We start from the raw sequence: 12499 nt of genomic DNA, 5'->3' as shown, positions 1-12499 counted from the left end.
TTCACATACCTCTCATTTATACAAATTAATATTCGTAGATCCGCGGAACGCGCTTTGAGATGCCGCAGACGATCTCGTCGACGTTGCAGTCGAGCAGGTCTGCCATCCACAGCACACTCAGCTCCTCGTCGAGCAGACTGACGGTATCGCCGCGCTTGACCTCGCCGATGTCGGTTACGTCGACCATGAACTGATCCATGCAGACACGTCCGATAATCGGCGCTTCCTTGCCGTTGATCCTGACCTTACCCTTGTTCGAGAGCTTGCGGCTGTAGCCGTCCGCGAAGCCCACGGGAATCGTCGCGATTTTTGTGGGGCGTTCGGCGACAAAGGTGCCGCCGTAGCCGACCTCTGTGCCGACGGGAACCTCCTTGACCATGACGACGTAGGTGTACCAGTTCATGACCTGCATGAAGTCCTCGTTTTTCCAGTCGTCCTCGTCGATCGGGCAGAGTCCGAAGAGCGCGTCGCCCGCGCGCACGGCGTCGAGCTGAACCTCGGGACGAAGCAGAATCGCGGGGCTGTTCGCAACGTGCTTCATCGGGATATGGATCCCGGCGTCCTCGAGCTGCTCGATAAAGCGGATATATTTTTCAAACTGCGCCTTCGCGCTCGCTCCGTCAGGCTCATCCGCGCGCGAGAAGTGCGTGAACGCTCCCGTGATCTCGAGGTTAGACATCTCGCTGATGCGGCGCACCGACTCAACCGCGCTCTCGTCGGCGGGGAATCCTATGCGGCTCATGCCCGTGTCGATCTTGATGTGGACAGGCTGTGTGACTCCTCCCCACTTTGCGAGGGTGTTGAGCTTTTCGGCGGTGTCGAGCGAAAAGATCGCGGGCGTGAGGTTGAACTTTATCAGGTTCTCGAGCTGACCGTCGCAGGTGTCGCCGAGTAGAAGGATCGGCTCGGTGCAGCCCGCATTACGCAGGGACGCGCCTTCCTCCCAGACCGCGACCGCGTAACGCTCGATGCCGCAGCTTTTCAGCGTCGGGTAGATGCCCTTTTCTCCGTGTCCGTAGCCGTCGCCCTTGAGCACAGCCATGATTTCGACGCCGCTGCCGAGGCGTGCGCGGATATTTTTTACATTGTGCTCGAGCGCTCTGAGATTGACGACCGCTTCGGTTCTCTGAGTCAGCTTTCTCACCGTTTTCCCTCTTTTCGCAGTAAATATACTTATTAAAATATGTACTATCTTGAACCGAAGATAGTATACCACAACTTTTTTCTCTTTACAACATTTCGCGCAATATTCGACTTTATACACAAAAACAACCCTCTCAAAGCCTTGAGAGGGTTGCAAAAATCAGTTGATTATTTTTGGATTATTGCCAATTGCCTTCCATGAACTCATTATTCCAGTCTGAGGTCACGTAGGTGCCGCCTGCCTGGGTGGTCAGGTCATGGGTCTTGTTCCATACCTTGCTCCAGTCTGCCGACTCGCCCTGAGGAAGTCTTACAAAGAGAATGTTGCTGCCGAGATCTCCGCTGAACGATACGGAGGACGCGCTGCCATTGCCCTTTACCCAGTGGCCGTCAGAATCGGAGTTCCATGTCCACGCGTACCAGTCCTCGGTGCCTGTGCTTGTCGCGGAAGCGTTAAGAGTAACGCCGCCTGAGGGAGCAGAGGTTGTGGGCTGTACATACTGCGTGGTGGGCTGTACATAGCTTGTTGTGGGCTGAGGCTGAGTGGGATTGGTGCCGCCGCCTGTCCATGTGCCTGTGTAGTTATTCGAGCCTCTGTTGAATACGAGGTAGAGCTGAACCATTGTGGCGTCGGTTACGTTAACGGCACCGTCCTTGTTGGTATCCGCAGCGGTCAGTCTGTCACCTGTGAGCTTCTGCTGGTTCGCAGCGTGAAGCTGGATAAGTGTAGCGTCGGAAATCGTGACGTTGCCGTCGCCGTTGGTGTCGCCGATAAGAATGTTGCCTACGGGAGCGGTCGTGGGAGCTACCGTGGGAACAGGAGTTGTGGGTACGGGATCGACGTAATCGACGAGCTGGTTATTTGCCTTGAAGATCTTGGATTTGCCTTCGAGGGGAAGTCCGGGCTCCCTGTCCGCGGGATAGCGGTGGTCGGTCGCGTCCTTGCTCTCGGTGAAGATGACCAAGCCGTCCTCGAATCCCTCGGGAACCTCGAGAGCGAAGTAGCCAGTGGAATCCTTCTGCATCTGGGTGCCGGGCCATGCCGCAACACCGGTTTCGCCCGCGTAAATGTACGCGTAAACCGATGACCAGTTGTAGCTCGAGTTGTCGAAGTATACCATCTGAGCCGTGTTGTCAGACTTGGTGTAGGTGTAGGTCTCGGGGTCGGAGGTGGTGCTGCCGTCGCTCGCCTTAACGGATACGGTAGTCTGTGTGCCTACGGGCTTGCCTGCGCCGATGGTGATAGTCTGACCCTTGGTGTAGCTCTGATAAGCGCCGCCGTCGATCGAATACTGACCGGAGGTAGCGTTGTCATAGCTGAGGGTAAGGGTGATGGAATCGGTCTTGTACTTTGAAGAGCCGGGTGTTACGGAAGCGGAGGGACCTGCGGGCTTCGCGTTGTAAACAACCGCTACGCCTGTGCCGCCGATATTACCGCTGATCTGGCCGCCCGATACTCTGAAGGTGCCGCCTGTTACCTCATCAGTGTAGGTGCCGTCCTTCATCTTGTTTGCCTTTACGTTAACGGAGGTGCTGCCGCCTTTGAGGTTAACGAGTACAACGCCCTCGGTGCCGCGCTCGTTGTAAACGATGGAGCCGCTGGCGGACATATACTCTGTCTTGCCTACGAAGTAGTTCTTGAAGTGGTTGACCGCCGCAACCTCTTTGTCGCCCCATGCGGTAACGCTCGCGGTACCGATGGAATCGCTGTAGCTGCGCGGACGGGCGAGGTACATAGCCTGAGCCTCGGCACGTGAACCGACGATCGCCCATGTCTTTTTCATGGTTGTGTCGCTCTGACCTCTGGACTTGTTGTCTGCGTATGTATCGTGTGACTCGTTCCAGAGTACGGCTCTCTTGCCCGAAGGAGCGGAACCGTCGTCATAGCTGAAGTCGGTTCTCTTGGCGCCGTTTGCGTCGCCTGAATTGACCTTGTTTCGGATGTCGTTAGAAACACTGTTGCAGGTTACGCTCATCATGTTGGTGTACTGGTTAACAATGTTCTGACCGCCGCCTGTAGCGTCAAGAATTTCGCCGTAGTAGTAGGGTGTGATGCCCTTTGTGCTCTGAGCGTAAGAGGTGGTTGTACCGAGAATATTTATCCAGAAATCACTGCCCGCGTTCTCGGCGTCGTTTGGAACCTCGATGTGCTTTGCGCCGTCGAAGCGGAAGCCGTCAACGCCCGCGTCAATACATTCCTTCATGAACACGATTTCGTAGTTCTGGATCTTCTTGTTGCCTGTGTTCAGATCGGGAAGACCGTCCATGCAGTTATGGGTGATATCCCAGCGGCTGCTCCAGTTCGAGGTGTTCGTTGTGATCGAGTGCCAGCAGCTCGAGTCGTTTTTGATGTCGGCGGGGATAGTGTCGGACAGGGTATTGTCACCCTTGTTCGCCATGTGGTTGAGAACCGCATCGACTACGACCTTAACGCCGTACTTGTGAGCCTCTGCGCACATCGCCTTGAAATCGGACGCTGTGCCCAGCGCGTTAGAGCCGTTGGTGTCGATATGGAATTGTGAGGGCTGATAGTAAACCCACCAGCTGCCCTGCATGGTCTTGCCCAGAGTAGACTCCTTGATGGTCTGGATCGGGGTCGTCTGGACAGCGGTAAAGCCCTGCTCAGCGATTTTTTTCATGTTGTTTTTGATGCCGTTGTAGCTCCAGTTCCACGCCTGGAGAATCTGGCCGTCCTGAATACTCTTGGCAAGACCGTAGTCAGCGCCAACAGCCTCGGCGTCAGCCTGTGCTGCGACTGCGACATCTGCGGTGCCGGCGGTAGCCGAGAAGCTTCCGACCGCGATGCACGAGAGCAGCACGCACACCGCAAGCACAATGCTTGTCACTTTCTTGTTCAATTTCTCTCACTCCTAAATAAAATTACTAAAGGCAGAATTTCGCATTCTGCGTTCATTTTAATGATAACATAAAAGCCTTGTTTTTATCAATTTGCTATCTGCACAAGAAAGGTAAATTTTTTTAGCAATTATGCTAAATTATTCTTTTTGACTGTTTAAAACGTAAAATTATCCGCCCCGTTTTCTTCGATAATCAACAAAAAACATACATAAATACACCTCATCGCCTCGTTTATATTATATAATGAAAAAAGCCATTGAAAAACCGTCCGCGTTATGGTAAGATGTTGTTAACAAATATCGGGAGGTAATAATATGAAGATATACAAGGTGATCACCGCAGCGCTCGCCGCTCTTGCCATGAGCGTCATCGGCTGCGTCTGCGCAGGTGCGTACAGCGTTCAGCCGATTCTCGCAAACGAGAATAAGACTACGGTCTGGATTTTTGCGGGCATCGTTGCCGTTGCCGCGATCGGCGGAGTTGTCTACTTTTTCATCTCAAACAAAAAGAAATAAGCTCAACCCGTGGGGCGGTCGGCGACTGCCCCGTGTTTTTTATTTAGCTCTTGAAAAAGCCGTGTTTCAATGCTATAATTAATGTAAAATTTTTTGAGCTTCCCTTTTAAAAGGAAAGCCGTTATCAGAAAGGAAGTTATATTTATGAGAAGTGACGCTATTACCAAGGGCGTTGCCTGCGCACCCCAGCGCTCTCTCCTCCACGCGCTCGGCATGACCGACGAGGAAATGCAGAAGCCGATGATCGGTATCGTCAGCTCCTACAACGAGATCGTACCCGGACATATGAACATAGACAAGATCGTCGAGGCTGTCAAGACAGGCGTCGCGATGGCAGGCGGCAACCCGATCGTATTCCCCGCTATCGCGGTCTGCGACGGTATCGCGATGGGTCACCAGGGAATGAAATACTCCCTCGTTACCCGCGACCTTATCGCCGACTCCACCGAGTCAATGGCTCTTGCTCACGCGTTTGACGCTCTCGTCATGGTTCCCAACTGCGATAAGAACGTTCCCGGTCTGCTCATGGCGGCGGCAAGACTCAACATTCCCTGTATCTTCGTCAGCGGCGGCCCCATGCTCGCGGGCAGATTCGCCGGTCACAAGACCAGCCTTTCCTCTATGTTCGAGGCTGTAGGCTCATACAACTCCGGCAAGCTCACCGCTGAGGAGCTCAACGAGTACGAGAACAAGGCTTGTCCGAGCTGCGGCTCCTGCTCGGGTATGTACACAGCAAACTCCATGAACTGCCTTACAGAGGTTCTGGGCATGGCTCTCCGCGGAAACGGCACGATCCCTGCCGTTTACTCAGAGAGGATCCAGCTTGCAAAGCGCGCCGGCATGAAGATCATGGAGCTGCTTGAGAAGGATATCAAGCCCCGCGACATCATGACCGAGGCCGCCTTCCGCAACGCCCTGACCATGGATATGGCTCTCGGCTGCAGCACAAACTCCATGCTCCACCTTCCCGCTATCGCTCACGAGTGCGGCATCGACCTCAACCTCGATATTGCAAACGAAATCAGCTCAAAGACTCCCAACCTCTGCCACCTAGCTCCTGCGGGCAGAACATATATTGAGGACCTCAACGAGGCAGGCGGCATCTACGCCGTTATGAACGAGATCAATAAGCTCGGCCTGCTCGACACAAGCCTCATCACCTGCACCGGCAAGACTATCGCCGAGAACATCGAGGGCGTTGTCAACAAGAAGCCCGAGGTTATCCGTCCCGTCGAAAAGCCATACAGCTCCACCGGCGGCATCGCGGTTCTCCGCGGCAACCTCGCTCCCGACAGCTGCGTCGTCAAGCGCTCCGCGGTAGCTCCCGAGATGCTCAAGCACACAGGCCCCGCGAAAGTTTATGAGTGCGAGGAGGACGCTATGGCTGCGATCAACGGCGGCGAGATCGTAGAGGGCGACGTTGTCGTTATCCGCTACGAAGGCCCCAAGGGCGGTCCCGGAATGCGCGAGATGCTCAACCCCACCTCCGCTATCATGGGACGCGGCTTAGGCAGCACAGTCGCACTGATCACAGACGGACGTTTCTCCGGCGCGACAAGAGGCGCTTCCATCGGCCACGTTTCTCCCGAAGCGGCGGTCGGCGGCCCGATCGCCCTCGTAAAGAACGGCGACCTGATTGAAATCGACATTCCCAACAACTCCATCACCCTCAAGGTTTCCGACGAGGAGCTTGCAGAGAGACGCGCGGCGTGGGTTCCGAAAGAGCCGAAAATCACCACAGGCTACCTCGCCCGCTACGCCAAGCTCGTATCCTCAGGAGCTCAGGGAGCTGTATTGTCATAAGGAAAATGCACAAAAATTAAAAAAATCTTTGTGCATGGTTTCAGGATTTCAGAGCAAAAAAAGCAATTCGCACAATTCACCCTTGTCCTTTTTGGGCAAAGGGTGAATTTTTTTATTTTGCCTAAAATTTGTTGTTAATTCTGTACAATTATGATATACTGAATAAGGATTATTTTAGATATTTGCTGAATATGTAAATTTAGAAAAAATTTAATTGAAATATAATATCAATTATATAAACGAAGGGAGTTTTTTCTTTTGAAACAGTACGATGCGAAAAAAATCTTAAACATCGCGCTCGCGGGACACAGCGGCTGCGGTAAGACCTCGGTTGCGGAGTCCATTCTCTATCTCGCAAAGGTCAGCGACAGATTGGGCAAGATTGCAGACGGCAACACCATGCTCGATTTCGACAGCGAGGAAATTAAGCGTCAGGCGTCTATCATGACAGCCGTGGCTCCGATAGAGTGGAAGAACACCAAAATCAACCTCATCGACACACCCGGTCTCTTTGACTTTGCGGGCGGCGTTGCCGAGGGTATGCGCGCTGCGGACACCGCTCTGATCGTTGTATCCGGCAAGGACGGCATCAGCGTCGGCACCGAAAAGGCTGTTGAGGCGGCTACAAAGGCAGGTCTGACAAAGATGTTCTTTGTCAATGGTCTGTGCGACGAGGACGCGCGTTTCTATCGCGTATTTGAAACACTCAAGGCGACCTTCGGTCCCTCTGTCTGCCCCGTTGTTGTTCCCTACATTCAGGACGGCCAGGCTAACACCTACGTCAACCTCTTTGATTACAAGGCTTACAAGTACGACGCCAAGGGCAACGTAACGCCCACCGCTCTTCCCGATATGGGCGACAGACTCGAAGGTCTGCGCGAGGCTATCAAGGAAGCGGTTGCCGAAACAAGCGAGGAGCTGCTCGACAAGTTCCTCGAGGGCGAGGAGTTCACCCCCGAAGAGATTATTCTCGGCGTTTCTCAGGGCGTAAGAGACGGCTCTATCTGCCCGGTATTCTGCGGCGACGCTCACAACACTTTCGCTATCGACCAGCTGCTCAACAGCCTGACATGGCTCGCTCCTTCAGCGGCTCAGGGCGGCGAGATCGGCGTTGACCTTGACGGCGAACCCGTAGAAATCAGCGTTAACAAGGACGCTGCCACCGCTGCTATCGTATTCAAGACAGTTGCCGACCCGTTCATCGGCAGACTTTCTTATATCAAGGTCGTTTCGGGCAAGATTTCTCCCGACACCCCCGTTATCAACATGCGTACAGGCGCTCAGGAGCGTATCTCCAAGGTGCTCACAATGACAGGTAAGAAGCAGAGCGACACCGACTACATTGGCGCGGGCGATATCGGCGCTGTACCGAAGCTCGTTTCCGCAAAGACAGGCGATACCCTCTGTTCACCGCTCAGAAAAGTAGTTCTCGACGGCATCGACTATCCCGTATCAAGCTACACAATGGCTATCTATCCCGCGAAGAAGGGTGACGAGGACAAGGTCGCTCAGGCTATCTCCAAGCTTGCCGACGAGGATCCCACAATTCGCTTTGAGTCCAACCACGAAACTCACGAAATGCTCGTATCAGGTCTCGGCGAACAGCACCTCGACGTTGTTATCTCCAGGCTTAAGAGCAAGTACAACGTGGAAGCCAGACTTCAGAACCCAAAGATCGCTTACCGCGAGACTATCCGCAAGAAGGTTTCTGCTCAGGGTCGTTACAAGAAGCAGAGCGGCGGTCACGGTCAGTTCGGCGACGTCTGGATCGAGTTCGAGCCCTACGATACCGACGATCTCGAGTTTGCAGAGAGAGTTGTCGGCGGCGCGGTTCCGAAGAACTTCTTCCCCGCCGTTGAAAAGGGTCTCCGCGACGCTATCAAGAAGGGTGTTCTCGCTGGTTATCCGACCGTAGGCATCAAGGCTACTCTCTACGACGGCTCCTATCACCCCGTTGACTCCTCCGAAATGTCCTTCAAGACTGCGGCGAGTCTTGCTTACAAGAACGGCATTCCCAACGCGATGCCGACACTCCTTGAGCCGATCGGCAGCCTCAAGGCTTACGTTCCCGACAATAACATGGGCGACGTTATGGGCGAGGTCAACAAGAGACGCGGCAGAGTTCTCGGTATGTCACCTGCCGAGCACGGCACACAAGTTGTCGAGGCTGAGGTTCCGATGTCTGAGATGAGCGACTTCTCGACCTTTATCCGTCAGATCACCCAGGGCCGCGGCTCCTTCGAGTTCACCTTCGCGCGTTACGAGGATTGTCCCGCTAACGTTGCACAGAAGGTTATCGAGAAAGCAAAAGCCGAGATGGGCGACGATTAATTTAAAACACTACGAGGGCAGGATATCCTGCCCTCGATTTTTCGTATACCATTTAAATATAAAAAACCCGCTGCAAAGTATTGGCGTCTTCCTATTTTCACAGCCCGTCGCCGGGCAACTATCGTCGGCACTACAGGGCTTAACTTCCGTGTTCGGTATGGGAACGGGTGGACCCCCTGCGTCATCAACACCAATTTAATTGTAGCGGGTTTATGGCTCCCCCAACTGGGCTCGAACCAGTGACATCATGATTAACAGTCATGCGCTCTACCGACTGAGCTATGGAGGAATATTTGTCTGTATCTTTTCAGATACTTAATAGCAATGGTGACTCGTGCGGGAATCGACCAAGCGCTTCGCTTTTGATGGCTCGCATCACAGATGCTCACCGCTTTGAGCTAAAAACAGTCCACTGGACTGTTTTCTTAACGCTCAAACCCTCTCGGGTTCGATTCCGAAAGCAGAATCAGTATCAAAACGTCATCAATCGACAACGTGTATCAAGCATTTTGGTGACTCGTGCGGGAATCGAACCCGCGTTGCCGGCGTGAGAGGCCGGAGTCTTAACCGCTTGACCAACGAGCCATTTTTCAAGGGACTCATTGTTGTGAGCCCCTTGCTTTTGGTGCACCATCAGGGGCTCGAACCCGGGACACCCTGATTAAGAGTCAGGTGCTCTACCAACTGAGCTAATGGTGCATATTTTTTCTACGAGACGGATAAATCGGAGAATCGCCTTTTGTTGGTGTCCCGACTGAAATCATCTTCTTTTCTGACGTTTCGCTCGCTCGCTCTCAGATATCTTGATGTTCCTTTTGTCGTCCGACTGAAGCGTTCGCTTCTTCCGCACCCGTTTTGGGCAAGTGCCCTGAAAACTGAATAAAGAAGAGATAAATCGAAGAAGTAAATACTGACTGACCAAAGTACTGTTGTTCGTATGGTCAAGCCCTCGACCTATTAGTACTGCCAAGCTGAATGCCTCACGGCACTTACACACGCAGCCTATCAACCTCGTAGTCTTCAAGGGGTCTTACTCGTTTACACGATGGGATATCTAATCTTGGAGTCGGCTTCACGCTTAGATGCTTTCAGCGTTTATCCGTTCCGTACATAGCTGCCCAGCTGTGCCACTGGCGTGACAACTGGTGCACCAGAGGTACGTCCATCCCGGTCCTCTCGTACTAAGGACAGAGCTCCTCAAATATCCTGCGCCCACGACAGATAGGGACCGAACTGTCTCGCGACGTTCTGAACCCAGCTCGCGTACCACTTTAATCGGCGAACAGCCGAACCCTTGGGACCGAATTCAGCCCCAGGATGTGATGAGCCGACATCGAGGTGCCAAACCTCCCCGTCGATGTGGACTCTTGGGGGAGATCAGCCTGTTATCCCCAGGGTAGCTTTTATCCGTTGAGCGACGGCATTTCCATTCACATACCGCCGGATCACTAACTCCAACTTTCGTTACTGCTCGCGCCGTCACGCTCGCAGTTAGGCTGGCTTCTGCGTTTACACTCAAATGCACGGTTTCCGTCCGTACTGAGCCAACCTTTGAGCGCCTCCGTTACTCTTTAGGAGGCGACCGCCCCAGTCAAACTGCCCACCTGACAATGTCCCCCGACCGGATTCACGGCCGCAGGTTAGAATTCCAGAAACCTAAGGGCGGTATCCCAACATTGACTCCACTAAAGCTGACGCCTTAGCTTCCCAGTCTCCCGCCTATCCTGTACATAGATTACCGAAACCCAATATCAGGCTACAGTAAAGCTCCATGGGGTCTTTCCGTCTTGCCGCAGGTAACCGGCATCTTCACCGGTACTACAATTTCGCCGGGTGGGTAGTTGAGACAGTGCCCAGATCGTTACACCATTCGTGCGGGTCGGAACTTACCCGACAAGGAATTTCGCTACCTTAGGACCGTTATAGTTACGGCCGCCGTTTACCGGGGCTTCAATTCAATGCTTGCACATCTCCTCTTAACCTTCCGGCACCGGGCAGGTGTCAGCCCCTATACTTCATCTTTCGATTTGGCAGAGACCTGTGTTTTTGCTAAACAGTCGCCTGGGCCTATTCTCTGCGGCTCTTTCGAGCACTCCTTATTCCGAAGTTACGGAGTCAATTTGCCGAGTTCCTTAACTACCCTTCTCCCGCTGGCCTTAGAATTCTCTTCCTGTCCACCTGTGTCGGTTTGCGGTACGGGCATCTGCTTCTATACACATAGCTTTTCTCGCCTTGATCTAAGTGTGCTTCCCTACTCTAATTTCGGTCCCTTGCGCCCGGGTCTACCAACGCCCGGGTCACACCCTTTTCAAGTGTCCCTATGCTTAAATTGCAGATGGTTACGGAATATCAACCGTATGTGCATCGGCTACGCCTTTCGGCCTGACCTTAGCTCCCGACTTACTTGGAGCGGACGAACCTTCCTCCAAAAACCTTAGACTTTCGGCCATTAAGATTCTCACTTAATTCTCGCTACTTATTCCGGCATTCTCACTCGTATACAGTCCACCAGCGCTTTCGCTCTGACTTCACCCCGTATACGACGCTCTCCTACCATACCTTACGGTATCCCAAGCTTCGGTTCATAGTTTAGCCCCGTTAAATTTTCCGCGCAGAATCACTCGACCAGTGAGCTATTACGCACTCTTTTAATGAGTGGCTGCTTCTAAGCCAACATCCTGGTTGTCTAAGCAATTCCACATCGTTTTCCACTTAACTATGATTTGGGACCTTAGCTGTGGGTCTGGGCTCTTTCCCTTTTGACAATGAGACTTATCTCACACTGTCTGACTCCTGAAAAACGATTATCTGCCATTCTTAGTTTGATAAGGTTCAGTAACCTCTCGGCCCCTAGCCAATTCAGTGCTTTACCTGCAGTAATCTATTTCAAGGCTAGCCCTAAAGCTATTTCGGAGAGAACCAGCTATCTCCGGGTTCGATTGGAATTTCTCCGCTACCCACAACTCATCCGCTACCATTTCAACGGGAGTCGGTTCGGCCCTCCATAAAGTTTTACCTTTACTTCAGCCTGGTCATGGGTAGGTCACCCGGTTTCGGGTCGAATACATTTGACTTCATACGCCCTGTTCAGACTTGCTTTCGCTGCGGCTCCGCACCTGAAGTGCTTAACCTTGCCAAATACATTCACTCGCCGGACCATTCTACAAAAGGTACCCGATCGTCCGTTGACGGACTTTCGGTGCTTGTAAACACAAGGTTTCAGGTTCTCTTTCACTCCCCGCCAGGGGTGCTTTTCACCTTTCCTTCACAGTACTTCTTCTCTATCGGTCACCGAGTAGTATTTAGGCTTGGAGGATGGTCCCCCCGTATTCCCACCGGGTTTCACGTGTCCGGCGGTACTCTGGATACAGATGGCTGAAAATTTTTTTCGCCTACAGGATTCTCACCTTCTTTGATTGACCTTCCCATGTCATTCGGCTAAAAATTTTCAATACCGTATTCTGTCCGTACCCCGAAAGTATTACTACTCTCGGTTTGGCCTCTTCCGCGTTCGCTCGCCACTACTGGCGGAATCTCTGTTGATTTCTTTTCCTCGCCCTACTTAGATGTTTCAGTTCAGGCGGTTCCCCTCATATACCTATTGATTCAGTATATGATGACAAGACTTTCCTCTTGCCGGATTGCTCCATTCGGAAATCCACGGATATAACGTTCACTTACAACTCCCCGTGGCTTATCGCAGTTAGTCACGTCCTTCATCGGCTCTCGGTGCCAAGGCATTCCCCTTGTGCTCTTTGTAGCTTGACCATTATTTTTCCGACTGCTTTCACAATCGGAAGTGAGATACTTTGGTTCTTCGTAATTTTGAAAATAGGCTGTTTTTACAA

Annotated in this window: 5 protein-coding genes, 3 tRNA genes and 2 rRNA genes; 3 read left to right on the top strand and 7 right to left on the bottom strand. The window is 52.7% G+C overall.

The window, feature by feature from the left end:
• Window positions 1-25 precede the first annotated feature (25 nt).
• Both alr and AB1I49_RS01785 read right to left on the bottom strand, forming a co-directional pair.
• On the bottom strand, window positions 26-1144 hold the full coding sequence (gene alr / locus AB1I49_RS01790; protein WP_316610081.1) for an alanine racemase: 1119 nt from the start codon (window positions 1142-1144) through the stop codon (window positions 26-28).
• 178 nt (window positions 1145-1322) lie between these two features.
• On the bottom strand, window positions 1323-4001 hold the full coding sequence (locus AB1I49_RS01785; protein ID WP_407721237.1) for an alpha-amylase family glycosyl hydrolase: 2679 nt from the start codon (window positions 3999-4001) through the stop codon (window positions 1323-1325).
• A gap of 315 nt (window positions 4002-4316) precedes the next feature.
• Between AB1I49_RS01785 and AB1I49_RS01780 the strand changes: the two genes are divergently transcribed.
• The 3 genes from AB1I49_RS01780 (at window position 4317) to AB1I49_RS01770 (ending at window position 8651) form a co-directional block, all read left to right on the top strand.
• On the top strand, window positions 4317-4517 hold the full coding sequence (locus AB1I49_RS01780; protein ID WP_316618923.1) for a hypothetical protein: 201 nt from the start codon (window positions 4317-4319) through the stop codon (window positions 4515-4517).
• A gap of 144 nt (window positions 4518-4661) precedes the next feature.
• A complete protein-coding gene (gene ilvD / locus AB1I49_RS01775) occupies window positions 4662-6320 on the top strand; it encodes a dihydroxy-acid dehydratase (RefSeq protein WP_407721236.1) in 1659 nt (552 codons plus the stop codon).
• Window positions 6321-6578: 258 nt separating this feature from the next.
• Window positions 6579-8651, top strand: a complete 2073-nt coding sequence (locus tag AB1I49_RS01770) for an elongation factor G (protein ID WP_316611354.1) — start codon at window positions 6579-6581, stop codon at window positions 8649-8651.
• A 78-nt stretch (window positions 8652-8729) separates the two neighbouring features.
• Here the strand turns inward: AB1I49_RS01770 and rrf are convergent.
• The 5 genes from rrf to AB1I49_RS01745 form a co-directional block, all read right to left on the bottom strand.
• Window positions 8730-8846, bottom strand: a 5S ribosomal RNA gene (gene rrf, locus AB1I49_RS01765).
• Between the two features lie 18 nt (window positions 8847-8864).
• Window positions 8865-8940 (bottom strand) — tRNA-Asn (locus AB1I49_RS01760).
• A 221-nt stretch (window positions 8941-9161) separates the two neighbouring features.
• Window positions 9162-9236 (bottom strand) — tRNA-Glu (locus AB1I49_RS01755).
• 38 nt (window positions 9237-9274) lie between these two features.
• Window positions 9275-9350, bottom strand: a tRNA-Lys gene (locus tag AB1I49_RS01750).
• A gap of 238 nt (window positions 9351-9588) precedes the next feature.
• Window positions 9589-12419 (bottom strand): 23S ribosomal RNA (locus AB1I49_RS01745).
• Window positions 12420-12499: the final 80 nt, after the last annotated feature.

This window comes from Ruminococcus sp. NATIVEDY160, assembly GCF_045819885.1.
Classification (GTDB): Bacteria; Bacillota; Clostridia; order Oscillospirales; family Acutalibacteraceae; genus Ruminococcoides.
Note: the sequence above shows the minus strand (reverse complement) of the source record. Positions and strands in the feature narration are given on the sequence as shown.